At 61.1% G+C, this 25,970-nt stretch carries 32 protein-coding genes; 5 read left to right on the top strand and 27 right to left on the bottom strand.

Features of this window, described 5'->3' with window-relative positions; all coding sequences use genetic code 11:
• Positions 1-104 precede the first annotated feature (104 nt).
• Both ACTJK9_RS20005 and tsaA read left to right on the top strand, forming a co-directional pair.
• Positions 105-875: an SDR family oxidoreductase gene (locus tag ACTJK9_RS20005; protein WP_440815659.1), complete on the top strand. Its 771-nt coding sequence runs from the start codon at positions 105-107 to the stop codon at positions 873-875.
• A gap of 113 nt (positions 876-988) precedes the next feature.
• Positions 989-1,687 (top strand): tRNA (N6-threonylcarbamoyladenosine(37)-N6)-methyltransferase TrmO, encoded by a 699-nt coding sequence (gene tsaA / locus ACTJK9_RS20000; protein ID WP_440815657.1) that lies wholly within the window; start codon positions 989-991, stop codon positions 1,685-1,687.
• A 69-nt stretch (positions 1,688-1,756) separates the two neighbouring features.
• Here the strand turns inward: tsaA and fpr are convergent, their stop codons facing one another.
• Entirely contained in the window at positions 1,757-2,536 is a 780-nt protein-coding gene (gene fpr, locus ACTJK9_RS19995) for a ferredoxin-NADP reductase (protein WP_007908723.1), read from the bottom strand.
• A gap of 144 nt (positions 2,537-2,680) precedes the next feature.
• Between fpr and ACTJK9_RS19990 the strand changes: the two genes are divergently transcribed.
• A complete protein-coding gene (locus ACTJK9_RS19990; RefSeq protein ID WP_011332748.1) occupies positions 2,681-3,607 on the top strand; it encodes a LysR family transcriptional regulator in 927 nt (308 codons plus the stop codon).
• Here ACTJK9_RS19990 and ACTJK9_RS19985 read toward each other — a convergent pair.
• From ACTJK9_RS19985 to ACTJK9_RS19975, 3 genes are all read right to left on the bottom strand, one after another.
• Entirely contained in the window at positions 3,604-3,966 is a 363-nt protein-coding gene (locus ACTJK9_RS19985) for a diacylglycerol kinase (RefSeq protein WP_003222276.1), read from the bottom strand. The genes ACTJK9_RS19990 and ACTJK9_RS19985 overlap by 4 nt on opposite strands.
• Before the next feature lie 75 nt (positions 3,967-4,041).
• On the bottom strand, positions 4,042-4,692 hold the full coding sequence (gene erdR, locus ACTJK9_RS19980) for a response regulator transcription factor ErdR (protein WP_007954938.1): 651 nt from the start codon (positions 4,690-4,692) through the stop codon (positions 4,042-4,044).
• Positions 4,693-4,916: 224 nt separating this feature from the next.
• Positions 4,917-5,660, bottom strand: coding sequence for a tRNA-uridine aminocarboxypropyltransferase (locus ACTJK9_RS19975; protein ID WP_440815652.1), 744 nt, complete (start codon positions 5,658-5,660; stop codon positions 4,917-4,919).
• A gap of 189 nt (positions 5,661-5,849) precedes the next feature.
• On the opposite strand from ACTJK9_RS19975, the gene ACTJK9_RS19970 reads away from it, so the two are divergent.
• Positions 5,850-6,275, top strand: coding sequence for a PA3611 family quorum-sensing-regulated virulence factor (locus ACTJK9_RS19970; RefSeq protein WP_011332746.1), 426 nt, complete (start codon positions 5,850-5,852; stop codon positions 6,273-6,275).
• On the opposite strand, the gene ACTJK9_RS19965 is transcribed toward ACTJK9_RS19970, so the two are convergent.
• On the bottom strand, positions 6,276-6,470 hold the full coding sequence (locus ACTJK9_RS19965; RefSeq protein ID WP_011332745.1) for a hypothetical protein: 195 nt from the start codon (positions 6,468-6,470) through the stop codon (positions 6,276-6,278).
• Positions 6,471-6,822: 352 nt separating this feature from the next.
• Between ACTJK9_RS19965 and ACTJK9_RS19960 the strand changes: the two genes are divergently transcribed.
• On the top strand, positions 6,823-7,941 hold the full coding sequence (locus ACTJK9_RS19960; RefSeq protein ID WP_440815648.1) for a TIGR00730 family Rossman fold protein: 1,119 nt from the start codon (positions 6,823-6,825) through the stop codon (positions 7,939-7,941).
• 79 nt (positions 7,942-8,020) lie between these two features.
• Here ACTJK9_RS19960 and recX read toward each other — a convergent pair whose 3' ends face one another.
• The 22 genes from recX to ACTJK9_RS19850 all read right to left on the bottom strand — a co-directional run bounded on the left by recX (position 8,021) and on the right by ACTJK9_RS19850 (position 25,850).
• Complete coding sequence (gene recX / locus ACTJK9_RS19955) at positions 8,021-8,491, bottom strand: recombination regulator RecX (RefSeq protein ID WP_039771298.1); 471 nt, start codon at positions 8,489-8,491, stop codon at positions 8,021-8,023.
• A gap of 8 nt (positions 8,492-8,499) precedes the next feature.
• Positions 8,500-9,558 (bottom strand): recombinase RecA, encoded by a 1,059-nt coding sequence (gene recA, locus ACTJK9_RS19950; RefSeq protein ID WP_003222269.1) that lies wholly within the window; start codon positions 9,556-9,558, stop codon positions 8,500-8,502.
• A gap of 83 nt (positions 9,559-9,641) precedes the next feature.
• Positions 9,642-10,142: a CinA family protein gene (locus ACTJK9_RS19945; RefSeq protein ID WP_085612333.1), complete on the bottom strand. Its 501-nt coding sequence runs from the start codon at positions 10,140-10,142 to the stop codon at positions 9,642-9,644.
• Between the two features lie 68 nt (positions 10,143-10,210).
• On the bottom strand, positions 10,211-10,741 hold the full coding sequence (locus ACTJK9_RS19940) for a lysis system i-spanin subunit Rz (protein WP_085612332.1): 531 nt from the start codon (positions 10,739-10,741) through the stop codon (positions 10,211-10,213).
• On the bottom strand, positions 10,723-11,286 hold the full coding sequence (locus ACTJK9_RS19935) for a glycoside hydrolase family 19 protein (protein ID WP_085612331.1): 564 nt from the start codon (positions 11,284-11,286) through the stop codon (positions 10,723-10,725). Before ACTJK9_RS19935 ends, ACTJK9_RS19940 begins: the two co-directional genes overlap by 19 nt.
• Before the next feature lie 33 nt (positions 11,287-11,319).
• Positions 11,320-11,574, bottom strand: coding sequence for a hypothetical protein (locus ACTJK9_RS19930; RefSeq protein ID WP_085612330.1), 255 nt, complete (start codon positions 11,572-11,574; stop codon positions 11,320-11,322).
• Entirely contained in the window at positions 11,574-12,734 is a 1,161-nt protein-coding gene (locus ACTJK9_RS19925) for a hypothetical protein (protein ID WP_440815644.1), read from the bottom strand. The genes ACTJK9_RS19930 and ACTJK9_RS19925 overlap by 1 nt, the downstream gene beginning before the upstream one ends.
• A gap of 18 nt (positions 12,735-12,752) precedes the next feature.
• Complete coding sequence (locus tag ACTJK9_RS19920; RefSeq protein WP_085612328.1) at positions 12,753-13,199, bottom strand: phage tail assembly chaperone; 447 nt, start codon at positions 13,197-13,199, stop codon at positions 12,753-12,755.
• Positions 13,200-14,096 carry a gp53-like domain-containing protein gene (locus tag ACTJK9_RS19915; RefSeq protein ID WP_085612327.1) on the bottom strand — a complete coding sequence of 299 codons (897 nt, stop codon included), beginning with the start codon at positions 14,094-14,096 and terminating at the stop codon, positions 13,200-13,202.
• A gap of 40 nt (positions 14,097-14,136) precedes the next feature.
• Positions 14,137-14,604, bottom strand: coding sequence for a phage tail assembly chaperone (locus ACTJK9_RS19910; RefSeq protein WP_221398836.1), 468 nt, complete (start codon positions 14,602-14,604; stop codon positions 14,137-14,139).
• Complete coding sequence (locus tag ACTJK9_RS19905) at positions 14,604-15,530, bottom strand: hypothetical protein (protein ID WP_440815637.1); 927 nt, start codon at positions 15,528-15,530, stop codon at positions 14,604-14,606. The genes ACTJK9_RS19910 and ACTJK9_RS19905 overlap by 1 nt, the downstream gene beginning before the upstream one ends.
• Positions 15,531-15,552: 22 nt before the next feature.
• The gene (locus tag ACTJK9_RS19900) at positions 15,553-16,119 is read right to left on the bottom strand and encodes a tail fiber assembly protein (protein ID WP_085612324.1); all 567 of its coding nucleotides are present in this window, start codon (positions 16,117-16,119) and stop codon (positions 15,553-15,555) included.
• A gap of 7 nt (positions 16,120-16,126) precedes the next feature.
• Entirely contained in the window at positions 16,127-17,221 is a 1,095-nt protein-coding gene (locus ACTJK9_RS19895) for a phage tail protein (RefSeq protein WP_221398835.1), read from the bottom strand.
• A gap of 127 nt (positions 17,222-17,348) precedes the next feature.
• Entirely contained in the window at positions 17,349-17,864 is a 516-nt protein-coding gene (locus tag ACTJK9_RS19890) for a phage tail protein (protein ID WP_440815632.1), read from the bottom strand.
• A complete protein-coding gene (locus ACTJK9_RS19885; protein WP_221398834.1) occupies positions 17,861-19,012 on the bottom strand; it encodes a phage tail protein in 1,152 nt (383 codons plus the stop codon). Before ACTJK9_RS19885 ends, ACTJK9_RS19890 begins: the two co-directional genes overlap by 4 nt.
• Positions 19,013-19,026: 14 nt before the next feature.
• Positions 19,027-19,626: a YmfQ family protein gene (locus ACTJK9_RS19880; RefSeq protein WP_221398833.1), complete on the bottom strand. Its 600-nt coding sequence runs from the start codon at positions 19,624-19,626 to the stop codon at positions 19,027-19,029.
• The gene (locus ACTJK9_RS19875; protein WP_440815629.1) at positions 19,614-20,657 is read right to left on the bottom strand and encodes a baseplate J/gp47 family protein; all 1,044 of its coding nucleotides are present in this window, start codon (positions 20,655-20,657) and stop codon (positions 19,614-19,616) included. Before ACTJK9_RS19875 ends, ACTJK9_RS19880 begins: the two co-directional genes overlap by 13 nt.
• Positions 20,647-21,045 carry a phage GP46 family protein gene (locus tag ACTJK9_RS19870; RefSeq protein ID WP_007954906.1) on the bottom strand — a complete coding sequence of 133 codons (399 nt, stop codon included), beginning with the start codon at positions 21,043-21,045 and terminating at the stop codon, positions 20,647-20,649. Before ACTJK9_RS19870 ends, ACTJK9_RS19875 begins: the two co-directional genes overlap by 11 nt.
• Complete coding sequence (locus ACTJK9_RS19865) at positions 21,045-21,554, bottom strand: phage baseplate assembly protein V (protein WP_221398831.1); 510 nt, start codon at positions 21,552-21,554, stop codon at positions 21,045-21,047. The genes ACTJK9_RS19870 and ACTJK9_RS19865 overlap by 1 nt, the downstream gene beginning before the upstream one ends.
• A gap of 131 nt (positions 21,555-21,685) precedes the next feature.
• Entirely contained in the window at positions 21,686-22,729 is a 1,044-nt protein-coding gene (locus ACTJK9_RS19860) for a phage baseplate assembly protein (protein ID WP_085612318.1), read from the bottom strand.
• 3 nt (positions 22,730-22,732) lie between these two features.
• On the bottom strand, positions 22,733-23,968 hold the full coding sequence (locus ACTJK9_RS19855) for a DNA circularization protein (RefSeq protein WP_039771262.1): 1,236 nt from the start codon (positions 23,966-23,968) through the stop codon (positions 22,733-22,735).
• Positions 23,955-25,850 (bottom strand): phage tail protein, encoded by a 1,896-nt coding sequence (locus tag ACTJK9_RS19850; RefSeq protein ID WP_440815624.1) that lies wholly within the window; start codon positions 25,848-25,850, stop codon positions 23,955-23,957. Before ACTJK9_RS19850 ends, ACTJK9_RS19855 begins: the two co-directional genes overlap by 14 nt.
• Positions 25,851-25,970: the final 120 nt, after the last annotated feature.

Below are 25,970 nucleotides of genomic sequence, written 5' to 3'. Positions count from 1 at the left end.
TCGCCGTTTTCATGCATGCCCCTCCATTCCCTCGAAAAATAGTGGCTCCGCTTTTCGCGGCCGACGACTAGGGTGTACTGAACCCCTAGCCCTCAGGATTCGCCATGCACCCGTATTTCTCCCTGCAAGGCCGCACCGCCCTGGTGACCGGCGGCACCCGTGGTATCGGCAAAATGATCGCCAAGGCCTTTGTCGAGGCCGGCGCCCGCGTATACGTCTGTTCCCGTGACGCGGAAGCCTGTCATCAAACCGCTGAAGAACTCAGTGCCCTGGGCACTTGTCAGGGCATGGCGGCGAATCTGGCGACCGAAGAAGGCGTGAAAGAGCTGGCCGCACGATTGGGCGAGCAGATCACCCATCTGGACATTCTGGTGAACAACGCCGGCACCACCTGGGGCGCGCCGCTGGAGAGCTATCCGGTCAAGGGCTGGGAGAAAGTCATGCAGCTCAACGTGACCTCGGTGTTCAGTTGCATCCAGCAATTTCTGCCCTTGTTGCGCCAATCCGGGTCGGCGGCCAATCCGGCGCGGATCATCAACATCGGTTCGGTGGCGGGGATTTCTTCCTTCGGCGAACAGGCCTACGCCTACGGACCGAGCAAAGCGGCCCTGCATCAACTGTCGCGGATTCTCGCCCGAGAACTGGTGAGCCAGCACATCAACGTCAACGTCATCGCACCGGGGCGTTTCCCGAGCAAGATGACCCAGCACATCGGCAGCGACCAGCAGGCGCTGGCCGAAGACACCGCGCTGATTCCGATGAAACGCTGGGGTCGCGAAGAGGAAATGGCGGCGCTGGCGATCAGCCTGGCGAGTACTGCCGGGGCGTACATGACCGGGAATGTCATTCCGCTGGATGGCGGGTTTAGCCTCTGATATCGGCGGTGCGGCTATCGCGAGCAGGCTCGCGAAGAGGCCAGATCTATCAGCACCAGACTTCAAGCCTGCCGGGTTATCATGCCCGCCCTGCTCCGCTTCGAATGCACACCATGACTTACAGCGTCTCCCCCATCGGCTTCGTCCGCTCCTGCTTCAAGGAGAAGTTCGCCATCCCGCGCCAGCCGCAACTGGCCCCCGCCGCCCGTGGCGTGCTGGAACTGGTGGCGCCGTTCGATCAGGGCGATGCGGTGCAGGGACTGGAGCAGGTCAGTCATGTCTGGCTGCTGTTCCTGTTCCATCAGGCGCTGGAAGACAAGCCGCGCCTCAAGGTTCGCCCCCCGCGCCTCGGTGGCAACAAGTCCATGGGCGTATTCGCCACTCGCGCCACGCATCGGCCGAACGGCATCGGCCAGTCAGTGGTGAAACTGGACAAGGTCGAGGCCAATCGCCTGTTCATCTCCGGCATCGACCTGCTGGACGGCACGCCGATTCTCGACATCAAACCCTACGTGCCCTACGCCGACATCATTGCTGACGCCTCCAACAGCATCGCCAGTGCCGCGCCGCAACTGATCGACGTGCAGTGGACGGACACGGCGCTGCAACAGGCGCATACGCACGCTCAGCGCCTGGCCGAGCCCCTGGTCGAGCTGATCGAGCAATGCCTGGCCCAGGATCCGCGCCCGGCCTATCAGACGCCCGCGCCCGAACGCGAATACGGCGCGCAGTTCTGGGATCTGGATGTGCGCTGGCACTACCCGACGCCGGAGCAGATCCGCGTCCTGGAAGTGATTCCCGCCGCTGACTGAATCGCGAAAACGAAAAAGCCCGCGCTGCCTTCTCAGGCAACGCGGGCTTTTCTATCGGCATCGTCGGGATTATTTCTCGACGAATGCACGCTCGATCAGGTAGTCACCCGGCTCGCGCATGCGCGCCGAGATCTTCAGGCCGAAGCTGTCGAGCACTTCGCTGGTCTCGTCGAGCATGCTCGGGCTGCCGCAGATCATCGCGCGGTCGTCCTGCGGGTTGATCGGTGGCAGACCGATGTCGCTGAACAGCTTGCCGCTGCGCATCAGGTCGGTCAGACGGCCCTGATTTTCGAACGGCTCGCGAGTCACGGTCGGGTAGTAGATCAGCTTGTCACGCAGCGCTTCGCCGAAGAACTCGTTCTGCGGCAGGTGCTCGGTGATGAATTCGCGGTAGGCGACTTCGTTGACGTAACGAACACCGTGAACCAGGATCACTTTCTCGAAGCGCTCGTAGGTTTCCGGGTCCTGGATCACGCTCATGAACGGCGCCAGACCGGTGCCGGTGCTCAGCAGATACAAATGCTTGCCCGGGTTCAGGTCGTCCAGCACCAGGGTGCCGGTCGGTTTTTTCGAGATGATGATCTCATCGCCTTCCTTCAGGTGCTGCAGCTGGGAGGTCAGCGGACCGTCCTGCACCTTGATGCTGAAGAACTCGAGATGCTCTTCCCAGTTCGGGCTGGCGATCGAGTAAGCGCGCATAAGCGGGCGGCCGTTTGGCTGTTGCAGGCCGATCATCACGAACTGACCGTTCTCGAAGCGCAGGCCCGGATCGCGGGTGCACTTGAAGCTGAACAGAGTGTCGTTCCAGTGATGAACACTGAGGACACGCTCGTGGTTCATGTTGCTCATGTACGTGGGACTCCTGGAGATTGATCTGCGCCTGCCCGGCTCGTGTTGAAGAATGCCGACGGTGCGCAATTGCATCGCATTCTAATAGCGCCGACAATATCTGTTAACTGGATTATTAAGATAAGGGTTATCGGTTATATCGATATGCGATTTACTCTTCGTCAACTGCAAGTCTTCGTCGCCGTCGCCCAGCAGGAAAGCGTGTCCCGTGCTGCGGGTCTGCTCAACCTGTCGCAATCGGCCGCCAGCACGTCCATCACCGAATTGGAGCGCCAGTCCAGCTGCCAGCTGTTCGATCGCGCCGGCAAACGCCTGAGCCTCAACGCCCTCGGCAAACAGTTGTTGCCGCAAGCGGTGGCCCTGCTCGATCAGGCCAAGGAAATCGAAGACCTGCTCAACGGCAAATCCGGTTTCGGCTCACTGTCGGTGGGCGCGACCCTGACCATCGGCAATTACCTGGCGACGCTGCTGATCGGCGGTTTCATGCAGCGCCACCCGGAAAGTCAGGTAAAGCTGCATGTGCAGAACACTGCCAATATCGTGCAACAAGTGGCGCATTACGAAATTGATCTGGGTCTAATCGAGGGCGATTGCAGCCACCCGGACATCGAAGTACAGAGCTGGGTCGAGGATGAATTGGTGGTGTTCTGCGCCCCACAACATCCGTTGGCCAAACGCGGCAGCGCGACCATGGAGGAACTGACCCATGAAGCGTGGATTTTGCGGGAACAGGGTTCGGGGACGCGCCTGACGTTCGATCAGGCGATGCGGCATCACCGCAGCGCGCTGAACATCCGGCTGGAGCTGGAACACACCGAAGCGATCAAACGCGCGGTGGAATCAGGTCTGGGGATTGGCTGCATTTCGCGCCTGGCGCTGCGTGACGCCTTCCGGCGCGGCAGCCTGGTGCCGGTGGAGACGCCGGATCTGGATCTGGCGCGGCAGTTCTATTTCATCTGGCACAAACAGAAGTACCAAACCTCCGCCATGCGCGAATTCCTCGATCTGTGCCGCGCCTTCACCGCCGGGGTCCAGCGCAGCGACGAGATCGTTCTGCCGAGCATTGCTTAAAGCAGAATCACCGCCCACACCAGAGCGATCATGCTCAGTGCCACAAATTGTGCGGCACTGCCCATGTCCTTGGCGTTCTTGGACAGCGGGTGCAACTCCAGCGAAATGCGGTCGATAGCCGCCTCCACCGCCGAATTCAACAGCTCGACGATCAGCGCCAGCAGGCACACCGCGATCAGCAGCGCCTGCTCGACCCGGCTGACATTGAGGAAAAACGTCAGCGGAATCAGCACCACGTTAAGCAGTACCAATTGGCGGAAAGCGGCTTCGCCGGTGAAGGCGGCGCGCAAGCCGTCCAGCGAATAACCGGATGCATTGAGGATGCGTTTCAGGCCCGTCTGGCCCTTGAAAGGTGACATAAAGTAGATAACCGACCGAAAGGAAGTGGGGAAGCTAGAGCAACGAAAGTCAAAAAAGCGTGAAGACGCCAGTGCTTACTGGCTCGGAATTGACTCAAGTTGTTGCAGCAGTAAAGCTGCCTGGGTCCGGGTCCGCACGTTCAACTTGCGGAAAATCGCTGTGACGTGGGCCTTGATGGTCGCTTCCGACACACTCAGCTCGTAGGCGATCTGCTTGTTCAGCAAGCCTTCGCAGACCATGGTCAACACCCGGAACTGCTGCGGTGTCAGGCTCGCAAGGCCATCGCTGGCGGCCTTGGCTTCATCCGAAACGCTGACCGCCTCGAATGCCTGGGGCGGCCAGAACACGTCGCCATCCAGCACTTTGCGCACCGCTTCCTGAATCACGCTCAGGTCGCTGGACTTGGGAATGAAGCCACTGGCGCCGAATTCCCGGGACTTGACCATCACCGAGGCTTCTTCCTGGGCCGAAACCATCACCACCGGAATCTGCGGGTATTGGCCGCGCAGCATCACCAGCCCGGAAAACCCGAAAGCACCCGGCATGTTCAGGTCCAGCAGCACCAGATCCCAGTCAGCCTTTTCGGTCAGGCGGGTTTCCAGCTCGGCGATGCTCGCCACTTCTACCATGCGTACATCCGGGCCAAGGCCCATCGTCACCGCTTGATGCAGTGCGCTACGAAAAAGAGGGTGATCATCGGCAATCAGGATGTCGTATGTGGCCATTTTTCAAATGATCCTGTTTTTGATGGCAGGCCCGCGCATTCGGGTCGTGCCAAAGCAAATCCAGATACCGCCCGGCAGCGGCATCCACAGGGGCACGTTCAACGCCAATCACGAACAAAAGCGGCGTTTCAAACCTTGGCCGCACCCCAATCGGCGCCAAGCATGACCAGCGAAGCCGGGGTGGTCAAGCCGCACGGCCACTGCTTTAGCAGTATGGGCCAGGATCAGGCCGGTACTGGCGCCGCGTTTCGGATATAGGGCAGCAATTCGGCGTGGGCCGGCGTCGACACATTGACGTCCAGTTGCTGCTTGGCCCCCAGGTAATGCTGGCTGAACACATCGAAATAGGCATCCAGCGCCGACGCCGCGTCCGAATCGCCGGCCAGTTCCAGGCACAATGCCGCCACTTCGGCGGTGCACAGGTGCTCGCTGCGGGTCGAACGGCGCAGGCGATAGCGCGACAGTTTGTCGGGCAACAGGCTGAGGATCGGCAAACGGTCGAAATACGGGCTCTTGCGGAAAATCTTCCGGGCTTCGGTCCAGGTCGCGTCCAGCAGAATGAACAGCGGGCGCTTGCTGCTATCGAGATCCAAGGTGTTGGTCACCCGCGAAGGTTCGACGTACTCGCCGGGAAACACCAGATACGGCTGCCATTGCGGGTCGTTCAGCAGCGCCAGCAGTTGCTCGTCGGGCTCGGTCCGCGACCAGATAAAGGCATGGTTGTCGCGCACGATGTCGGCGATCAGCCAGCCGGTATTGCTGGGTTTGAACACTTCCTTGCCGGTCATGATCAGGCAAACGCCCGAGCGCGCATCGACCGTGGGCCGCCAGGCACACAGGCAATGGCTGATGATCACCCGGCAATCGCGGCAGCGCGGGGAGCGAAAGCCACGGGCCTGGATCGGCTTGATGCCTTCATCCTCGCGCTGATCGCGCAGGCGGGCCACGGCGTTGGGGGCATGATTCATCGCAGGCGGCACCGGCAGACAGGAAAACTCGACACGAACGACACTCGGCAGGGCAATAAAGGGCGGCAGTTTACCAGAGCGACGGGCACAAGCCTGTACCCTCCCGACCGGCTCCCCTATAATTCGCCGCCACTGAACGCACAGTCACGTGGCTGGTCGAACCACCAGTCACTGAACCAGGAGAGTTTCATGCTGCGCCTTATCGTTCCCACCGCTGCCATTCTGCTGGCTTCGTCCTTCAGCGCTCAGGCTGCATCCCTGAGTGAGCAGAATCTGAACCGAGAGCTGCGCAATGTCGCCGCACAAAGCAGCGTCGGCACGCCACGGGCGATCAACGAAGACATTCTTGATCAGGGCTACACCGTCGAAGGCACCACGCTGGTCAATCACCTGAGCGTGCAAAAGAGCCACGCCGACAAAATGCGCGCCGATCCGAAAGCCGTGTATTTCCAGCTGGGCGCTTCGGTCTGCAACAACCCGTCGTACCGCAAGCTGATGGCCAAGGGCGCGATCATGCGTTACGACTTCACCGAAGTGAAAACCAACAAGGCGATCGGCTCCGCCAGCTACCAGGAATCGGATTGCCCGAAAGCGGCTCCAGCGAAGAAGAAGTAATCATCTCGACGTGGCGCGCCGCTGTTCATCCTCGGCGCGCAGTTCGGCCAGCAAGGCCTGCAAGTAACGCGAGCGGCGCTCCCCTCCCGCCAGGCGTCGGCAGCACTCCTCTTCGAGACTCACATGGTTGGTCTCGGCCGATGCTTTCAACAATCGATACAGCTGCGCATCGATCTCCAGAATGACTCTGGTCATGTGTCCCGCCTCCTTGCCACCCGCAAATCCTTGAATAGCGTGCACCTTGCGTACGCTCGTTGACGCAAAGTTGTCGTACGGCGCCTTTAACTTAGTAAATCAGAGCATTCAGCCCTCGACGCTGCATCGGACGAGCGGTGAAAACACTTCGCAAAGCGGCAATAAGCAGTTGCCAGCAAAGACTTTGCGGCGCGATGCTCAATGAGCGAAAAATGCATTGAGGGTCTAGATTCAACGTATTCCCGATCTTTTATTAACGGCAGGAAAGGAGCTGCCGGCTGTTTGTTTTCTTGCAGCGCGGCACTGACGTCGCACGTCAGGGCCGGAAGCTCTGTGCAGAAGGAGAAGTTGCATGCCTTACCAACCGAATGACCTGCTCAGCCGTCATTTTCAGGAAAGCGGCCACGACCTCATCAGCAAGGTCGAAGAACAACTCAACCTGGTGTCACCCAACAGCCCGAATTCCCCCATCTACCGCGACATGATCCTGACCGTGCTGCGCATGGCCCAGGAAGATCACAACCGCTGGAATGCCAAGATCACCCTGCAAGCCCTGCGCGAACTGGAGCAGGCGTTTCGCACGCTTGAACAGTTCAAGGGGCGACGCAAGGTCACGGTGTTCGGCTCGGCTCGTACACCGGTCGAACATCCCCTTTACGCCATGGCTCGGGAACTCGGGGCCTCGCTGGCCCGCTCGAACATGATGGTCATCACCGGTGCCGGCGGCGGCATCATGGCCGCCGCCCATGAAGGGGCCGGTCGCGATCACAGCCTGGGCTTCAACATCACCCTGCCCTTCGAGCAACACGCCAACCCCACCGTGGACGGTACCAATAACCTGCTGCCGTTCCATTTCTTCTTCACCCGCAAGCTGTTCTTCGTCAAGGAAGCCGATGCGCTGGTCTTGTGCCCAGGCGGGTTCGGCACCCTGGACGAAGCTTTGGAAGTGCTCACGCTGATCCAGACCGGCAAAAGCCCCCTGGTGCCAGTGGTTCTGCTGGACGCACCGGGCGGAACGTTCTGGCAAGGCGCGCTGGACTTCATCCGCCAGCAACTGGAGGAAAACCGCTACATCCTGCCAACCGACCTGAAGCTGGTACGCCTGGTCTACAACGTTGAAGAGGCGGTGGAGCAGATCAACCAGTTCTACGGCAACTTCCATTCCAGCCGCTGGCTCAAGCGCCAGTTTGTCATTCGCATGAATCACAAACTTAGCGATCAGGCCCTCGACCATATGCAGGAGGCTTTTGCCGATCTGTGCCTGAGCGATCAGTTCCATCAACACGCCTACGCCGGCGAAGAGCACGACGAAGCTCAATTCAGCCACCTGACGCGCCTGGCATTCGCTTTCAATGCCCGAAACCACGGGCGTCTGCGGGAGCTGGTGGACTACATCAACCAGCCGGAAAACTGGGCCCAGTCAAAACCCCAGACCGCGCAACGCACCCGCGAACCGTCGAAGGTAACGTGAAGGCAAAAAAAACGGCCCGCTATCGAAATAGCGGGCCGTTTTTACTTTTTTGATGAAGCTGAGCTGAAGCTGGAGCGATTTAATCGTCCATCCCTCTTCCGCTGAACAAACGGTTGATCATCTCCATCGAGAATCCCCGGTACGCCAGGAATCGACCTTGTCTGGCGCGTTCCTTGGCATCGCCGGGAAGCTGTCCGGAGAACTTCCGTTGCCACGTGTCCGTTAGCTGCTCCTGCCAGTTGATACCGCTCTCACGCAAGGCGAGTTCGATATCGGCGCGTTGCAAACCGCGTTGGCTCAGTTCTTCGCGAATCCGCAGAGGGCCGTAACCGGAGCGGGCGCGATAGGAAACAAAGCTTTCAAGATAACGGGCTTCGGAAAGCAGCCCTTCTTCCGTCAAACGGTCGAGGGCTGTTTCGATCATCTCGGGGGGAGCGCCACGCTGACGCAGTTTGCGCGTCAACTCGACTCGACCGTGCTCGCGACGTGCGAGCAGGTCCATGGCGGTTCGCCGCACCGCGACGAGGGTATCGAGTACGGCGGTTGTCATCGGTGCAATCAGATGTCGGCGTCAGCCAGGTCGTCTTCGGTCTCTTTGACCGCAGAAGCCTTGGAATCAGCAATCACAGCTGGCGACAGCAGTTTGTCACGCAGTTGCTTCTCGAGCTTGGCCGCGACTTCCGGGTTGTCCGCCAGGAACTTGGCCGAGTTGGCCTTGCCCTGACCGATCTTGGTGCCTTCGTAGGCATACCAGGCGCCGGACTTCTCGACGAAACCGTGCAGTACGCCCAGGTCGATCATCTCGCCATTCAGGTAGATACCCTTGCCGTAGAGAATCTGGAACTCGGCCTGACGGAACGGCGAAGCCACCTTGTTCTTCACAACCTTGACGCGGGTTTCGCTGCCGACCACTTCGTCGCCTTCCTTCACAGCGCCGGTACGGCGGATGTCGAGACGAACCGAAGCGTAGAACTTCAGCGCGTTACCACCGGTGGTGGTTTCCGGGCTGCCGAACATTACGCCGATCTTCATGCGGATCTGGTTGATGAAGATCACCAGGCAGTTGGCGTTCTTGATGTTGCCGGTGATCTTACGCAGCGCCTGGGACATCAGACGGGCTTGCAGGCCCACGTGCATGTCACCCATTTCGCCTTCGATTTCAGCCTTCGGTACCAGCGCGGCCACGGAGTCGACGATGATCACGTCAACGGCGTTGGAGCGCACCAGCATGTCGGTGATTTCCAGGGCCTGTTCGCCGGTGTCCGGCTGGGAAACCAGCAGGTCGTCGACGTTGACGCCCAACTTGCCGGCGTACTCAGGGTCGAGGGCGTGTTCGGCGTCGACGAAGGCGCAGGTCGCACCGGCTTTTTGAGCCTGGGCGATCACGGACAGCGTCAGCGTGGTTTTACCGGAAGATTCAGGACCGTAGATTTCAACGATACGGCCTTTGGGCAGGCCGCCGATGCCGAGTGCGATGTCCAGACCCAGAGAGCCGGTGGAAATGGCCGGGATCGCCTGACGGTCCTGATCGCCCATACGCATTACGGCACCCTTGCCGAATTGACGTTCGATCTGACCCAGGGCCGCAGCCAAGGCTTTCTTCTTGTTGTCGTCCATTAAAGTCCTCACGTAATCAATAAGGCCTGACGGCCAACACCTGTATAAGTAGCCAGTATTATTCCACAGCGTTCACGGATCGCCTACCCCTGATTTTCGATTTCTCGTGCCGCTAGTCGCAGCAAGCCCTCTAGCGCGGCCTTCACCGTTTGTCGGCGGACGTCGTCGCGGTTGCCGGGGAAGTGCTGGATCTCGCTGGAAACCTGGTCGCCCACGCCCCACGCCAGCCAGACGGTACCCACCGGTTTGTTCGGCGAACCACCGTCCGGACCGGCCACGCCGCTGACCGCCACGGCAAACCGCGCCAGGCTTTTTTCCTGGGCACCGCGCACCATGGCCTCGACCACCTCGCGACTGACTGCGCCCACGGTGCCGAACAGCTCCGTCGGTACATTCAGTTGCTGGGTTTTCTGGCGGTTGGAGTAGGTCACGTAACCCGCCTCGAACCACGCCGAACTCCCAGGAATGCGGGTAATGGCTTCGGCAATCCCGCCACCGGTACAGGACTCGGCCGTCGTGACGTGAGCGTTAAGCAATTGCAGACGTCGGCCAAGTTCGGCCGCCAGTTGAGTGATTTCTTTCACGGCGCGCTCCGGATCGGATGGAATAGGTACCACCGTACACGAGCCGGTTGCGCTTTCAATACACAAGCTTATTCAAAATGTGCGGGCGCCAGCGCTCTGATATAGGCCTGACAGGCCTGCAAGGCAATCAGTCCGCGGTCGCCTTCGCCGGTGATGGCGACAATTCGTCGAGCATGCGCCGGGTCAAGTCGGGCGCGTACGGTTGCATGATCCACGCCGCCGGTGCCGGAGGCGGCTGGCACACCACAGCCTTGGGCAGCGTCGCCTGCGTCGATGAGGACTGACAGGCGCAGATCAGCAGTGGCAAGACGATCGCGCAGGCGATCCTGATCACGTTGGGCATCGTTCAGAGCTCGGTAATGGGTTTGTTCACTGGCCGTGAGCCGTTGCTCCAGGGCCAGACGCTTGTCCTGTTCGGCCTGTTGCGCGGTGGCAGCGGCCGAAGTCAGTTGATTGAGGGTCTCGGCCTGCAGCCGGGCCTGTTCGGCCAGTTGGCGGCCGTAGCGCCAGTCCTGAAACTGCCAGGCCAGCGCCGCCGACCCTGCGGCCAGCAGCATCAGGCCGAGCAGCCGCCAGACGCTCAAACCGAAGGCTGGCATAGCACCGCCCTCGCCCGCCCCCAAAGCTCCAGTCGATCCTGCAAACCGTTCAACCCGCCGTTGATTCGCCGAGTGATGCTGTTGAACTGATCCTGATCCGCCAGCTCGTTCAGGCCGTTCTGCGCCCAGAACCACGCGGCGGACTCGGCCGCCCATTGCGGTTGCTCCAGCAGTTCCGGCAGCGCCAGCAGACGTTCATCGCCGAACAGCCCGAGACTGCACTGGCGGTAATTGCTGCGACCGGTGATCTGGATCAGTCCACGACCGCGATACTTCTGCCCGTCGCCATCGGCCTCGGGCGTGTTGCCCAGACGCAACGCCAGCGTACCGGTGTCGTATTTGCTCAGGTATTGGTTGTTGCCCAGTTCACGCACGTACTGCAAATGCCCCGACTCGTGTCCGATCTGGGCGAGAAACGCGGCCACGCGTTTGGGCGTGTCGATGCGATGGCGCGCCATCGCATCGTTGAGCGGTGAAACAAAAACGCCCGCTTGGCGGCGGGCGTTGGGCATGATGTTGAGTAGGTTGTCTTCAGTGATTTGCATAATGCTCGATCCTCCCTGGATGCTCCGATTGAATCACGACTGGCGGCCGAGACCAGTCAGCCATTTCTTTGCCAGGGTTTTCAGGGTTCCCTCCGGGGCACTTTCTTCCGGCGACGAAAACACCCAGCCAAGGGTGCCGAAGTTTGCCGACCAGTCGATCTGTGGCGCGGGCGTGACGTCGGTGATGTCAACCCAGAGCAGATCCGGATGAAACATCTCGACCATGTTTCCATCGGTCGAGAACAGCTCGACCACTGTGTTTTCAACAACGCGTGCGTAGTTTTTCATCAGGCGTACTCGTAAATGATCACGACGCCGGGGGCGCCAGAGCCGCCAGGTCTGCTCGGCTGGTTGAGGGCGTTCGCTATGCCGCCAGCGCCGGATCCATAACCGGTTCCCGGTGCAGCCTGACTCAGGGCAACACTGCTGCCGTAACCACCGCCCCCTAACGGTGAAACGCCGCCATGCCCGGCCAGCACCGAGCCCGATACGTTTATTCCGGGACTGCCCGCAGCACCCGCGGTGTTGACGATGTTGCCGCCCACGGCGCTGTTGCTCGGGAAGCCGCCGACAAACAGACCAAAACTGCTGACACTGATCGCCTCGTTATACGGAGAACCACCACCACCTGGTGCAGACACCAACGAACCGATGGAGCTGGTACCACCCGCCCCCCCACTGCCTCCGACAGGTCCCGCTGCACCTTTTGCACCCACGGTAATGACTTGACTGGCACCTATGACGGCGGAGGAAAGCCAGGCCTCGGCATAACTGCCCGAGGCCCCGCCTCCGGCAGACGAGATCTGACTGCCGTTGGTTGCCGCAATAGCAGTGCTGCCTCCGCCGCCACCCAACACCTTGACCAGCACATTCTTCATCCCCGTCGTCGGTACATAAACACCGGACGAGGTGAACGTTTTGATCCCCAACAGTCGACCACTATTGGCGTTGCCACCACTCGCGTAAACCAACAGCCAACTATCCAGCGCGGCGCTATACACCACCGAACACACACTGCCTGCGACAATCTCGGCAGGTCGCAATGCACTCAGTGCCAGACTCAAAAGCGGTTTGGGCAGAAGACCGCTCGGTGCAAACGTACTCGCCCCGGTATTGGCATTGGCCGCTGTAAAACGCAGCGCCAGCCCGTCCTTCAACGCGCTGATAGCCGGCACATAATTCGCCATGTAGAGATTGGCAGCACCAATATCCGCCGCATGCTTGTCTTCACCGGCCTGGCTGATTTTCCTGATCGCCTGCAGCAACTGCGTAGCATCGCTTTCACTCGGCTCAAGGCCCGCAGACTTGACGACATTCAACAACTCATCGGTGACACCGTTGCCCCAGGTCGCGGGAATCAACGATCCCGGCAATCCACCTACGACGTCTTCATTGACGAACTTGCCGTTCACCAGCCCGATGCCGGGAACGCTTTTCGGGTAATCCATTTCCGTTTCCTTTATCTGCTAGAGCGCCGAGGCCAACCAGCGCGGCGCTACAGGACGATGCTCGCTGAACGGAAAAAACGAGGCCTGGGGCCAGTCGCGCAGCGCTCGCCGAAAGGTTTGCAGTTCGGCGTATTGCTCGGTGGTCAGCGTGGTGCCACCGCCGTCCTCCAGCTCATCGCGATCACGGGCCACCAGGCCATCGGTCGCGGCCAGTTGCGCCGTACGCCACTGGCGTTCGATATCGGCTGCTTCTTCGGGACTCGGCGGCGGCGGATCCACCAGAATCGGAAACCCGTTACCGTTATTGACGCCAATCACCTTTGGCGAGACGGCCAATTGCTGCAACAGGGAGATCCAGTACGCCTGAGGAATTTCGATCACATCCTCGGGAATATCCGAGACGTTGATACCGGGTACATAAGCGCCCCGGGTACTTGCGCTGAACAACACATTGAACGGGTTCATTCAGTAGCCCTTTGCAAAATAATTGATGCCCCAGTTTGGCGAGACGGTTCCGTTGTAGCTGCGGACTCTCAAACGGCATCCGGTTTTGCTTCCCGATCCCGCGTACTGAATGACCATGGCTGCATCGCCCCCCGAATGCATGGCGACGATCGATGAAAATGTGGTCGGGAATGCGATGGGAAAGGTGACGTAGACATCACCGTTGGCATCGGTCGTGCCTACTCCCCATTGATCGATGTTGCCGCTGGGAAAGCGCTGGTAGCCGACATTGCCATAGACGCCGGAATGAGCTGCCGCGTATCGGTCACTGATCGAGCCTCCATACAGGCGCCATTGCCCGCTCAGTTTGACCAGTTGTGCCGAATCACCGATGCCGAGACTGAGTGCCCCGAACGTGCCGTTACTCGTTTCAATGACTTCAGAACCAAACGGATTGATCGTCAGGACACCATTGCCGGCATTGGCGATATGCAAAGTGCTGGCATGAGCGATTCCGGCAATGGTCGGCAAGGTTGCGGTAATGGGCGTCGCACTGGCGAAACTGACGATCCCCCCCACGTTGGCCGCCGTCAGAGCGGTGCTGACCGCATACGACACGAAACCGGAAAACTGCATACCGCTGCGACTCACGAATCCGGTGGTGGCCACCGACTGACTGTTGTCGAACTGCGGCGCGGTCGCAAACAGTTTATTGCTGCGCAATGCCGTCAGCACTTGATCGGTTCGAGTCTCGGACGGCGTGAGGCCAGCGGTCTGAATGACGGTCAGCAGCTCCTGAGTGATGCCGTTGCCCCAGCTGGCCGGGATCAAGGATCCCGGCTTGCCGGTGACCGGGTCTTCATCGACAAACTTGCCGTTCACCAGACCTGCGCTGGGAACACTATTGGGGTAGTCCAAGATTTATCTCCTTATCTGAATACATGGTTGCGTGAGGGCCTCAGCCAATCTGGCCGACCAACCACTGCGGCACTGAGGGCCGTGAAACGGATGACGGAAATGCGCCGGCACCTGGCCAGTCGCGCAACGCCTGGCGGTACTCAAGCAGCTCCAGATATTGCTGGGCCTTGAGCGTTGTTCCGCGTCCCAGTTCCTGCTCGTCGCGGTGGCGGGTGACTTGCCATTCGGTGGCTGCGAGCGCGGACTGGCGCCAGACTCGCTCTGCCGCCAGAGGCTCCTTGTCCTCGACCATTGGGGGTTGAGCGATGACAGGACTTTGCGGTTCCCGCAAAGGCTCGATAGCGCGAGCCGCCTCGGGCATCGGCGCGCCGATTTCGACGCTCACACCCTCGGGCACTTGCACCATCGCCGCGACGAAAGCAGGCGCGAAGAGTTGCTCGATTGCGTAGTCACCGGTGTCGATCACTTCGACCGCGACACCGTTTTCAATGCGTGCATACATGACCATTACGCGTACTCCCAGATTTCACAGAAAGCGTTGCCACCGGCACCGCTCATAAACGACACAGACGTGTTGTTGGAGCAGGTACCTCCACCTCCGGAACCACGACCCCCCGCATAGCCATTGCCGTTGATACCGGTGGACGACGCACCGCCATCAAACGGGCTGGCCCCTCCGGTACCGGAAAGCACGCCCCAATTGTTGTTGAACATCGCGAAACCGCCGCTCATGCCGCGGGCGTTGGTCAGATTGCCGCCTGTGACCACCTGACCACCGGAGCCGCCCTGGACGAAGCCGTTCGCCGTGGGTCCCACGGCGACAGCCAGAATCTGTCCGCCAGCGCCGCCGGCTGCACTCATCAAAGAGCCGAACGAGGCACCGCCCCCCGCCAAGCCAGCCACAGTGCGGGACGCGCCACCAGCGCCCAGCGTGACAGGCACGCCGGCGAGCATGTCCGTTGTCACGTCGTACAGACCTTCCGCATAGGCACCGGCGCCACCGCCTCCGCCAATTCGCAGAGTGCTCACCTCGACAGGTGCACATCCCCCCCCGGAACCACCCGCGCCGACCAGCCGGACGCGAATCCTTTTCGCATTGGGGTTGGGGCGGTAAACCGTGATCCCTACTGTCTCGATCTGTCTGACCGCCAACAAACGTCCCACTGCATCGGTGATGCCGTAGCCAGCCAGCGTGGTCGGGGTGTTTTTCAGTTTGGTGAAGTCGACCAGAGCGCCAATGGCCGTTGCCAGCTGGTTGGTTTTGTTCTCGTCCGGCGTCAGTCCGGCCGCCTTGATGGCGTTGAGAATTTCTTGCGTGACACTGTTGCCCCAGGCGGCGGGGATCAATGAACCCGGTGTGCCGGCAACCGGGTTTTCATCGACAAAACCGCCGTTGACCAGGCCGACGCCGGGGATGCTGTTTGGATAATCCATTGCACGGTTCCCTGTGCTGCAGTCAGTTGGTTACGGTTGCGCCGGGCACTGCCGGCCAGATGACTTCGCCGGGGAAGCCGGCCTGTTTTTCGATACGGTTCAGCTCGACGCTGTAGAGCTTCCATTCGAGCAATTGCAGTTGCTCTTCATGGCTGGCGTCGCCGATGTCTTCGGCGTATTGCAGGGGGGCGATGCGCAGGACGGCGTCGCGCAGCAGCGTGTCGCGCTGTTCCAGCATCTGCTGGCGGATGCTGAGCAAACGGGCCTGCTCATCCACTTGCCAGGCGTCGCCGCGCCAAACATGAAATTCCCCCGGCCAGGGCTGCGTTGTGAGGGTATCGGGCAACTCCCCCAACTCACTCCAGATCTGCTGCCCGCCGCCGTCCTTGCGAAAAACCGGACCGCGCCGGTCAATCACCTCTCGCGGTACACCGTTGATCAGGGCCCAGGTACGACCGGCTTCTGGCGCGGGCAACTCGAAGGACAACTCCACCGCATTGCTGGGCAGTTGAATACCGATGCCCGGGGTCACAAAAAACTCGACAGGCCCGGACAAGGCACCCGAGCCGTCAAACAGATAATTGAACATAAGCACCTCAGATGAGCTTGATACGGCCGGGATAGGCGATGTTGCGAGGGCGGGACTTGAACGCCAGCAGCAGGGCATTGGCGGCATCCCGCTGATAACTCGTACCGGCAGGGAAGACCGGGCCACCGTTGTACAGCCCGGACACGTATTGCGGTTCTTCACGAGTATCGGCACCAAAACTCGTCAGGCTGTCCGACCACCACGCGCCGACCGCTCCAGCACCATTGGCGCCCATGGCATACGAATGCGTCGAGCCCACCTGAAAAGAACCCATCGCACGTGCCGCATCCACGCCCCGCCCCTCGTCCAGCACTCGCAGAAACTCGCCGCGCCCTTCAGGGCCTCGGAAGGTTGCGGCACCGTCACCCGACGTCCATTTACCTTCGTTGCCCGCACGCGCGGCCTCGGTGCCCAACATTCCGGAAAGCTGGGCGTGGTCCCACAACCAGGGCCACTCGGCACGTTTCATGACCGTGCCATTGAGCGCACCGTAACCACCGGGACTGAGCAAGGTGGTTGTCTCGAAAAACGGCCGGCCAAGTGGAGTGTTGTCAAACCGGCCGACCGGCCACCAGCTACCGGCGGCATCGCTGCGCAACTGCCACCAGTCCCCGCCGCCCATCAACACCAGAAACGGATAACCGCTGGGTGACAGGTGCGTGTGAAAACGAATGCGGTCGGAACCTGACGCCTGAACGATCAATCGGTTGCCGCTGTTATCCATGCGCCGAACAATCACATCGCGTACACCCAGCGCCGCGTTTGCCGACGGCAAGGTCACCGTCACGGCACTGGATCCGCCATCAATCAGCACCAGCCCCAGCTCCGGGTCAGTCAACGCCTTGGATGCAGTCAGCCGTGTTATCACCGAACGCATCGGACTGGCATTGCCGACAATCGATTGAATGGCTCTGAGCAACTGACCGGTATCGGCCTCGGCGGCTGCCAGCCCGGCGCCGGTAATCACGTTAAGAATTTCTTGCGTAACGCTGTTGCCCCACACCGCCGGAATCAAAGAACCCGGCGTTCCCGCCACCGGGTTTTCATCGACGAAGCGGCCATCGACCAGGCCGACGCTGGGGACACTTTTTGGGTAATCCATGGGTGCTCGTTCCTCTGTAATGACAAATGAAACGTGGCCGCGCGCAAGCTTTCGCCGCGACGCAGACGTCTCTGTTCCTGAAAATAAAAAGCCCACAATGAAGTGGGCTTGGGTGATGCGATTGCGGTTACGAGGCCGGGATGGCGGTCAGTTCACGAATGGCCTGCAGCGCCTCATCGGCGGCAGCTCGAGCCTGATCCATCTGGCCTTTGCCTGCACAAGCACGAATCTGGGTCTTGGCCTTCAGGCGCAAGGTGCGCAGGGTCAGCAGGCTGTCGCTGAGCTGGGCGGCCTTGTCGAGAATCTGCTCGGCCGACTGTTTCGCCGAACGGCCCTTGGCAACCCAGGCGGCGACGGACAGCGGCACTTCCTTTTTCGGGTAACCGGCGTCCTGAAAGGCCTGAGCGTCAATGGCAGCCTGGGCGTATTCCAGGGCTTTGAGCGGATCGCCGGCCAAAGTCGTGCGCGCACTGTCGGCGACGGCATCGACCCCGGCGCACAGGCGTTCGGTTTCCTGCTGCTCCAGTAACGCGGCTTTGTCAGCGCTGGCAAGCCATTGCTCACCGTCCCAGTCATGGGCGGCAGAAGGTGGTACCGGACGCAAGCCGTCTTCGAATTGATGCAGTTCCTGAATGATGTTCATCGGATCAACTCCCAAGACAAATGCACATTCACGGCCGCCGTGAAATTGACTGCTATGCCGTTCGAATAATCGGTTTGAGAAAAACTTTTGATCCCCATCCCGAATAGCAATTCGTCACTGGCGGCATTCCCTGCGTTCCAGGTGTGCTCGGCTTGGTACACCTGCCACAGCGAACGCAGTTCCGAGTGATCGAAACCGGCCGTCAACGTTGAAAGCGTGGTGTCGTTGACGACGTTACTGGTGAAGATTCCCACCGATGCGCCTGCCGTTCCCCAACCGTCCCAATTATTGGACGTACTGATAGTCGGATTGAGGAAACAGTAATTCCCTCCCAGCCAGCCGCCCGGTGCAAACGACACATCAGTGATAGCCGTCGGGTGTGGGGTCGGATTCCCGACCACCAGACGCGCTGTTCGCGCATGAGGGTCAAGCGGCAGATAGACCACGCCATTGCCATTGACCACTTGAGTCCAGGACAACCGGTTACGGTTGTAGATCTGCCGGACAATCGGCACAGATCCTGGACCCGCCGTGACTACCCACGCGAGACAGATATCCAGCGGTGTCGACTGGAACCCACCCCCCGCCGCACCATTGACCGTCCCCTTCAAGCCATCAGGGCTGGCGTCATAAATCGTCCCGCGCTGCATGTAAAACGTCAGCGCACCACCCACCACCTGCGCTCGCAGAAAGTAACTCGAGCTCGGTAACAGATCGGCGCTGCTCCAGGCCTGAGTGGTGAACGTTCGCGAGCGTCCCAACTGCCCCGCCACCACTTCCTGACCGATGCTGACGTAAACACCCGCCGGCACCGACACTCGCCCGCCACTGGTCGATGCGGCCGCTGGCGTAATCGGCATCCGTGCATCCGTCGTGGCAACTGTTGGCAACGGCAACGCTGCCAAAGGCAACGCCAGATCCTGATTCCAGCCCTTGGCCGAAACGCTCTGAATCGCCTGCAACAACTGATCGTATTTCTTCTCGTCCGGGGTCAGATCCCCAGCCTTGATCACATTGATGATTTCTTGCGTAACGCCGTTGCCCCAGTCAGCGGGGATCAGCGACCCCGGCGTCCCGGTCAACGGGTTTTCATCGATAAATTTCCCGTTCACCAGACCGGCGCTGGGCACACTCTTCGGATAATCCATCCCGTCACTCCTTCCTAGTCATAGTTGATGTGCACCTTGGTGTGCGCCGGTGCCGCCCGATGAATCAGGCACTCCAGCGCCGAGCCCGGATTCACGCCGAAGCGTTCGCCCCAGTAACTCGCGCCATAACGCCGACCGAGCAGCAAGCGGCCGCCAGTGTTGAGCGTCCACATGAACTGCGCTTCCCAAGTGCCCCAATGCGCTGAGCCGAAACGCGAACGGCCCATGCGCGGGGCTTCGAGTTCGGTGATGGTGGCGTTGGGGTAACCCTGGCTTTTGGCGATTTCCAGGTAGTAGCCGACGGCCTGGCTGCCGACCGCCAGCAAGCGGCGGCGCACGGCGAGGCGACGGTCGTCGAACAGCGGCGTGGCGCCGAGGCACGGGTCGGGCAGGTTCATCACCTGTTCCCAGTCCGGCACCAGTTCGCTGACGCCGGCCGGGTCCATCTCGTTGAGCAGGTCGGCGGCGCGGGCGTCGAGGCGCGCCAGTTCAACGGCGACGCCTTGCAGCACTTCCTCGAGTTCCGGCACGCGCTCCGGATCCCATGCCGGACCGCTCGGCAGCAAGGCGCGCAGTTGCGCCTGGTATTGCGCGGCGGTTCTTATGGCAGCCATACGCACCCCCCGAAGGTGAGCAGTTCGCTGTCACCCGCGGCCACGTTCGCCACCGGCGCCGACAGCACGTGATCGGTTTCACCCGCCGCGCTGCTGATCGCTTCGCGGATGTGGCTGATCAACAGATCTTCGCCCAGGTCGGCTTCACGGTTATGAAGGTCGCGCAACTGGGTTTCGACAGCGGCACGCACGGCGGTGGTGTCGGGGGTCAGCTTCAGTTGATAGGTCACCGGTTTCTGCACCGGCGGACGTACATGCACTTCGGCGGTCACCGGGCGCAGCGGCTCAATGTAGGCCTGCACTTCGGCCAGTTGCTCGGCATTCGGCACCGGTTGCGGATCATCGTCGCGCATGATGTACACGCCGACGGTGCCCGGCCCGAGGAAGCCGCCTCGGCACCAGGCACGAGTCACGCCCGGCACTTCCAGCGCCCAGGTCTCGTAGTCGCTGGCAGAACCGCCGTGAGGGATCACGCGATAAGAACGAATCACCCGCGAGCGCAACGACTCCAGGCTTTCCCGCGCCACACCACCGTTCAGTCCCGGCGCCAGCACCATAAAGCTGTTGCCGACCACGCCGGTGATCGGCTGCACCGGCGTCAACGCCAGCCCGGCCTCGGCATTGCCCAGGCTGCCGGCCTCCAGCGCGGCGATGCTGGTGCTGTTGACGCCATTGACGGTGGTGCGGCTGGCGGTGACTTTGAAGGTGCGACCGTCACTCGACTGCAGCAACGTATCGGCGTCCAGCACCGCGCCCGCCGTCGCGTTGAAGCTGACGTTGCCGGTGGCGACCTGCGCCGGTTTGCGCGGCTGGTTCAGGCGCAGTGCGGCGATGCGTTCCAGGGTCGATTCATCGGCGGTGTCGGGCAGGATCTGCTCGGCAATCCAGTCGAGGTAGCCGTACAGGCCATAAGCGGCGCCGCCGAGTGTGCGGGCCAGGACTTGCGCATCGGACTGGCGCAGCGAATCGCCGGCCAGGTCGCTTTGGGTGCGCTTGATCAGCACCGGCAGCGAAGGGGTTTCAAACGGCATAGATCACCTGCCAACTGTTATCGGGGTTGATGTCCAGGCGTTCGCCGTCGGCCAGGGTCAGGACCGTGCGCAGGTTCAGGCGCTGGGCGTCGAGGCGTTCGCTGATGATGTCGATGGCGCTGCAATGGCCGTCATCGATCAGCCATTGCAAGGCTTCGCGGGCATAGAACTCGGCGTCCATCTGGGTCTGGCGGGTCAGCTTGACCCGGCGCAACAGCCACAGCCGCGAGCCGATGCGATCGTCGGCCACGGTGGGAAAGGTGTCGCCCCACCAGCCGAAACGCTCCTCGTCATCGAGGGCATCGTCGTCGGCGGCACGGCGCCATGTGAACAGGCTGATCAGCACCGCACGGGTCAGCGCGGCGTGGAGGTTCTGACTGAACAGCATCACTGACCTCCCGCCGGCGCGCCGGTCTGGCCACTGCCCGCCTGCACGCCAACGTGCACGTGTTTGATCTGGCTGATGCCGCCGGCCAACTGATCGCCGGTGGAGACGATCTTGCCGGTCTGGTTGATCACCGGCGTGTCGAAGTTCACCGCGGTGCTCGCGCGGATGTTGAGCGTGGCGGTTTCGATGTCGATGATCCGCCCCCGCTTGAAGTGAATTTTGTCGCCCTCGTCGGTGTAGATCGCCACCTCGCCGGCCGCCAGCGATTGCAGGCGGTAACGGCGGTCGGCGACCACCAGGGCGATGGCGTGGGAACGGTCGCCGCCGAGAAACGTGACGACGCCTTCGGCACCGGCCAGCGGATGGCTGGTGAAGCCGTAGGGTTCGAAGTGCTCCATGTCGTCGTTCACTTCACCGGCGGTGAGGCGCATTTGCAGCGATTGCAGCTTGGATGCCGAATTGGCGAGCACGACAGTGCCGCGCGCCAGCAGGCGTGTCAGTAGGCTCATGAATTGTCCTCAGGACTTTGCCAACACAAAACCTGTGGGAGCGGGNAAGTGGTGTTTGCGGTAACCACCGCTATCGCGGGCAAGCCCGCTCCCACAGGGCCAGGTGATGCCAGTCAGGTTCGGCGTCAGGCTCAGGTTTTTTTGGGGGGCGTCGGGTCAGGATCGAAGGTATGCGGCGGCGCCACTTGCAGCGTGGTCACCGAGCCTTGTGCCGACAGCGAATACGTCACCTTGGAGATCAGCATGTCGCCATCGAAACCGAGTACCGGATCCTTGACCTTCACCAGCGTGTTGTGGCGCCACAGATCGCCGTTGGACTGGCGCCAACCCTGCACCTGATACGTGGTGGTCAGCGCCCGGCCCATGCGCGTGGCGCTTTCCCACTGGGCCCGCTGCTGGGCCAGTTCGAACGTCAGTTGCGAGCCTTCGTTGATGATCGTGGTGCGCCGACGCTTGAAGCTCAGGTCGGTGGCGCTGGATTCAACCTCGCTGACCGCCGCCCCGCTCTTCTTGTCGTTGCCCTTCTGCTGGCCGATCACCCGGTATTCGGAGAACACCTGGCTGTGATCCATCGGCGCATTGGCCGAGAGAATGTTCTTGCCCAGCTCCAGCGCATCGCTCGCGCGGCCGCCGCTGCCCGGTTTGGCCAGCACCAGCCGACCTTCGGCGTCATCGGTGGAAAACACCCGGTACAGCGAGAGCAAACGGTCGATCGACTGAAACACCGTTTCACCCGGAACGATGGTGTGTTTGCTCAGGCGTGCGGTCTCGGGAATCTCGTTGACCACAAACTGCGAGTATTCCCCGGCCAGGGCCTGGACGATGTTCAACAGCGGCTGTTCCTGCCATTGGCCGGGGATATTTCGCGCCGCACAATCGACCAGATCCTGGGTCTTGGAACTGCCTTCGATGCTCAGGCTGATCTGCCGCCCGTCATAGCTGATCGGGGCCTTGAACACATAACCGGTGAGCACCAGATCCTGGCCGATCCGCACTTCGCACGGGTCGCCGGCCTTGATCCGCTGATCCACGGTCTGCCCCGGCCATTGCCAGGTGATGTCGAGTTTGAAGGTACGGAACTGGCGCTCCAGGTCCGCGGTGATCTGCACGCTTTTCCAGCCGCCGTATTCCATGTTGTCGACGGTCAGCGTGACGCGGTTGTCCATCTCGCTCATGGCTCACTCCCTGGAAACTTTGACTTCGTTGGGTGGGAAGCTCGGATGAGACAGACCGTTGCGCTGAATGACCTCGGTCACACGGGTGGCGTCGCCAAACTGTTTGTAGGCCACGACCACTGCCGGAAAGGTTTCCTGAAAGGTTTTGCTGACCAGTCGCACACCGGACGAAGCCACGGCCTTGAGGTGCGCGATCAGCGCTTCCTTCACATCGGCGATGGCCTGGTAGTGCGCGGGGTCGGCCTTGTCCTGAGCCTTTTGCAGCGCTTCGTTCAACTCTTTTTGCAGCGTTTGCAGATCGTCGGTGACCGGCACTTCCTGGCGCGTGACCGGCTGCTTCGATTGCTGGTCCAGCGAGGGTGTCGAGGTAAGTTTCACCGGCGTCGACGCCACCGGCATCGAGGCCACCCACTGCGCCACTTTGACGATCAGGGTGTCCTGCACCAGGTTGGCCATCGCTTGCGCCGCGGCGTTGGTGTCCTTGCCGGTGGTGATTTTCGGCGCATCGGCTTTGCGGATGGCTTCGATCTGTTGGGACACGTCGGCAATCACGCCACGGTAGCCCTCCTTCGCGAATGCCTTCAGCTCCTTGATATCGCCGAGCAACCCCTTGAACTCCGCCGCCACTTCCTTGGGCAGTTCCTTCACGGCTCTGACCAGCTCGGTGATCTGCTTGTACTGCGCGATCAGCGGTTTGAGCTGCTCCTTGATCACGTCGTACACGCCGGTGAGGCTGTTGCGCAGATTGGCGATGCCGATCCGCGCGGCCTTGATCAGGGTCATCGCCTGTTCGAAACGCGCCACCGCCGAGCCGAGTAAACCTTCGGCCTTGATCAGCAGGACTTTTTGCGTGCTGACCGTCGCCGTCGGAAACGGCAGCGGCCGGTCGGGGTAGAACTTCAGGCTGAACGTCACCATCCCGCCGTCCTGGCGGGTGTGGGTCATGTCGCACTCGCCGACCTTGACCTGCAAGCGTCCCAGCCACGGATGCACCAGTTCGCCACTGCCCTGCTCCAGGGCCTGGAGCAGCTTGTCGCGCTGCTCCAGGCAATCGGCACCGATGATGAACGCCGTCAGGTCGTGGGTCTTGGCCTGCTGGCCGAGGTCCTCGAAAAACGGCAGGTCGCGTTGCGGATATTCGTGCAGCTGCCCCTTGCGACCGACCGGGGTTTTCGCCTGGTCGATCCAGAAACCGACACCGCGAAAGGATGCCGGCAACAAACGGTCACGCCAGTTCATTGGAACCTCCCATGGAGAGCGAGCGATAGCCGATGCGCGAACTGAGCGCCAGCCCCGGTTGATTGGTTTGCGGTTGATCGGTGCGTAGCCCCGCCGGCGCGTTTTCGAAGCGTACTGTCAGGCCGCCTTCGAGTTGCGTGCGGTTGTTGGCGGCGCTTTGCTGGATCAGGGCGCCTGAGGATTGCGGCAACGAACCGCCCTGCAACGCACTGCCACCCTCGGATTTCGCACTGGCACCGAAGAACGCTGGCGCCAGTTCGCCCTTGCCTTCGGCATTGGTCTGGCGTTGCGCTTCGGTCAGGGTTTCGACCTTGCCGGTGACCTTGGCGATCAGCCCGGCGAAGCCACCGTCGAACAGTTCCTTGATCGGTGCAATGACGGTTTGCAGCTTTTGCCACAGCTCGCCGAACCACCCGACAATCGGCCCCCAGCTCTCGATGATCTGATCCAGGGGTTTCCATTCGAACAGGCCGTGCAAAAAATCCACGACCGGCGCGGACAGCGCCAGCACAACACCCCACAGCGCCGAGAAAACCTCACCGATGGGCTGCCAGTACTGCGCAATCTGCTCCAGCGGCGACCACTCGAACAGACCGGTGAAAAAACCTTTGACCTGTTGCACTGACGTTTGCAGTGCCGTCCAGATCGGTTCGAAGAATCCGACGACACCACCCCAGGCGCTGGTGATCATTTCCATCGGGAAAAAATCGAACAGTGCCCGCAGCGTATCCCGGGTGATTTGCACGGCCGATTGCAGCGTCGTCCACACCGGCTGAAAGTACGCAACAACACCGCCCCAAGCGCTGGTGATCTTCTGCATCGGCGAGAAGTCGAACAACGACACCAGGAATTCTTTGGCCGGTTGCGCGGCTTTTCGCAGGCTGCTGAACATCGGTTCGAAGAACCGGACCACACCGCCCCATGCACTGTCGATCATCTGCATTGGCGAGAAGTCGAACAGGTTTCTGAGGAACGCCATCACCGGCACACTCAAGGCCTTGAGCAGTTCCCAGATTGCCGAAAACAGACCGGTCAACGGTCCCCAGTTTTCCAGGATCAGGCCTGCGGGCGACCACGAGAAAACCGACTTGAAGAAGTCGATCACCGGCGCGGTCACAGCCTTGACCTTGTCCCAGATTCCCGAGAAGAAACCGGTGACCGGTTCCCACAACGCCGCCAGTGCATCCAGCGGCCGCCAGTCGAGCACCGAGCGCAACGTCGCCATTGCACTGGCTCCGGCGTTTTTCACGCCCTCCCACAATCCGGTGAAGAACGCGGAAATCGGTGTCCAGTTGGCCACGATCAGACCGGCCGCCACGGCAATGCCCATGGCGATCAGCATGATCGGGTTGGTCTTGAGCACCATGCTCATGACGTCCATCACCTGGGTCATGCCGGTCACGGCGGTTTGCATGGCGGAAAACGCAATCGCCCCCGCCGCCAGACCTTCGACCAGTTTCGGGTTGTCGGCCAGCAGGCTGCCGACCTGGGTCAGCATCGGCTCCAGCCCGACCACCAGCGCACCCACGGCAGGTACGAGTGCGGCATCCACCGCAGCGGAGACCTTTTCCATCGACGCGCTGAACACGTTCATGTTCTGCGCGGCGGCTTTTGGCGTATCCGGCAGGTCGACGGTTTTCGCCGTCTCGCTGACCTCGGCAAGCTTGCCCTGAAAGGCTGCGGCGGATTTGATGCCGTCCACGAACGGCGTAATCACGCTGCCGCCCTTGAACAGACCGCTGATGTCCAGTTTGCCGAGGCCGGTCTGTTCGAGGTTTTTCTTGAAGTCATCGACCTTCACTCGCAGGGCGCCGAGTTTGGGTGACAGTTCGTCGATGCCGGTAAGCAGCACCGACGCTTTAGCTTTGGTTTCTTCTGCCATCACTGCACCTGCTGCATCGCATTGATCCGTTGCGCGTGCTCCAGCGATTCGCGAAGCACATCCAGTGGCCTGGCCATCATCTGTTCGGGGTCAACCTTCCAGAACCAGGCCAGGTCATAG

Source organism: Pseudomonas sp. 22082, from assembly GCF_052046055.1.
In the GTDB taxonomy this organism is placed as follows: domain Bacteria; phylum Pseudomonadota; class Gammaproteobacteria; order Pseudomonadales; family Pseudomonadaceae; genus Aquipseudomonas; species Aquipseudomonas pharyngis.
The sequence above is the reverse complement of the archived record's forward strand: the minus strand, read 5'-3'. Positions and strand labels throughout refer to the sequence as shown.

Coding starts and splice junctions, on each gene's coding strand:
- ACTJK9_RS20005 (WP_440815659.1), top strand. CDS start 105: ATGCACCCGTATTTCTCCCTGCAAGGCCGCACCGCCCTGGTGACCGGC.
- tsaA (WP_440815657.1), top strand. CDS start 989: ATGACTTACAGCGTCTCCCCCATCGGCTTCGTCCGCTCCTGCTTCAAG.
- fpr (WP_007908723.1), bottom strand. CDS start 2,536: ATGAGCAACATGAACCACGAGCGTGTCCTCAGTGTTCATCACTGGAAC.
- ACTJK9_RS19990 (WP_011332748.1), top strand. CDS start 2,681: ATGCGATTTACTCTTCGTCAACTGCAAGTCTTCGTCGCCGTCGCCCAG.
- ACTJK9_RS19985 (WP_003222276.1), bottom strand. CDS start 3,966: ATGTCACCTTTCAAGGGCCAGACGGGCCTGAAACGCATCCTCAATGCA.
- erdR (WP_007954938.1), bottom strand. CDS start 4,692: ATGGCCACATACGACATCCTGATTGCCGATGATCACCCTCTTTTTCGT.
- ACTJK9_RS19975 (WP_440815652.1), bottom strand. CDS start 5,660: ATGAATCATGCCCCCAACGCCGTGGCCCGCCTGCGCGATCAGCGCGAG.
- ACTJK9_RS19970 (WP_011332746.1), top strand. CDS start 5,850: ATGCTGCGCCTTATCGTTCCCACCGCTGCCATTCTGCTGGCTTCGTCC.
- ACTJK9_RS19965 (WP_011332745.1), bottom strand. CDS start 6,470: ATGACCAGAGTCATTCTGGAGATCGATGCGCAGCTGTATCGATTGTTG.
- ACTJK9_RS19960 (WP_440815648.1), top strand. CDS start 6,823: ATGCCTTACCAACCGAATGACCTGCTCAGCCGTCATTTTCAGGAAAGC.
- recX (WP_039771298.1), bottom strand. CDS start 8,491: ATGACAACCGCCGTACTCGATACCCTCGTCGCGGTGCGGCGAACCGCC.
- recA (WP_003222269.1), bottom strand. CDS start 9,558: ATGGACGACAACAAGAAGAAAGCCTTGGCTGCGGCCCTGGGTCAGATC.
- ACTJK9_RS19940 (WP_085612332.1), bottom strand. CDS start 10,741: ATGCCAGCCTTCGGTTTGAGCGTCTGGCGGCTGCTCGGCCTGATGCTG.
- ACTJK9_RS19935 (WP_085612331.1), bottom strand. CDS start 11,286: ATGCAAATCACTGAAGACAACCTACTCAACATCATGCCCAACGCCCGC.
- ACTJK9_RS19930 (WP_085612330.1), bottom strand. CDS start 11,574: ATGAAAAACTACGCACGCGTTGTTGAAAACACAGTGGTCGAGCTGTTC.
- ACTJK9_RS19925 (WP_440815644.1), bottom strand. CDS start 12,734: ATGGATTACCCGAAAAGCGTTCCCGGCATCGGGCTGGTGAACGGCAAG.
- ACTJK9_RS19920 (WP_085612328.1), bottom strand. CDS start 13,199: ATGAACCCGTTCAATGTGTTGTTCAGCGCAAGTACCCGGGGCGCTTAT.
- ACTJK9_RS19910 (WP_221398836.1), bottom strand. CDS start 14,604: ATGGTCATGTATGCACGCATTGAAAACGGTGTCGCGGTCGAAGTGATC.
- ACTJK9_RS19905 (WP_440815637.1), bottom strand. CDS start 15,530: ATGGATTATCCAAACAGCATCCCCGGCGTCGGCCTGGTCAACGGCGGT.
- ACTJK9_RS19900 (WP_085612324.1), bottom strand. CDS start 16,119: ATGTTCAATTATCTGTTTGACGGCTCGGGTGCCTTGTCCGGGCCTGTC.
- ACTJK9_RS19895 (WP_221398835.1), bottom strand. CDS start 17,221: ATGGATTACCCAAAAAGTGTCCCCAGCGTCGGCCTGGTCGATGGCCGC.
- ACTJK9_RS19890 (WP_440815632.1), bottom strand. CDS start 17,864: ATGAACATCATTCAGGAACTGCATCAATTCGAAGACGGCTTGCGTCCG.
- ACTJK9_RS19885 (WP_221398834.1), bottom strand. CDS start 19,012: ATGGATTATCCGAAGAGTGTGCCCAGCGCCGGTCTGGTGAACGGGAAA.
- ACTJK9_RS19880 (WP_221398833.1), bottom strand. CDS start 19,626: ATGGCTGCCATAAGAACCGCCGCGCAATACCAGGCGCAACTGCGCGCC.
- ACTJK9_RS19875 (WP_440815629.1), bottom strand. CDS start 20,657: ATGCCGTTTGAAACCCCTTCGCTGCCGGTGCTGATCAAGCGCACCCAA.
- ACTJK9_RS19870 (WP_007954906.1), bottom strand. CDS start 21,045: ATGCTGTTCAGTCAGAACCTCCACGCCGCGCTGACCCGTGCGGTGCTG.
- ACTJK9_RS19865 (WP_221398831.1), bottom strand. CDS start 21,554: ATGAGCCTACTGACACGCCTGCTGGCGCGCGGCACTGTCGTGCTCGCC.
- ACTJK9_RS19860 (WP_085612318.1), bottom strand. CDS start 22,729: ATGAGCGAGATGGACAACCGCGTCACGCTGACCGTCGACAACATGGAA.
- ACTJK9_RS19855 (WP_039771262.1), bottom strand. CDS start 23,968: ATGAACTGGCGTGACCGTTTGTTGCCGGCATCCTTTCGCGGTGTCGGT.
- ACTJK9_RS19850 (WP_440815624.1), bottom strand. CDS start 25,850: ATGGCAGAAGAAACCAAAGCTAAAGCGTCGGTGCTGCTTACCGGCATC.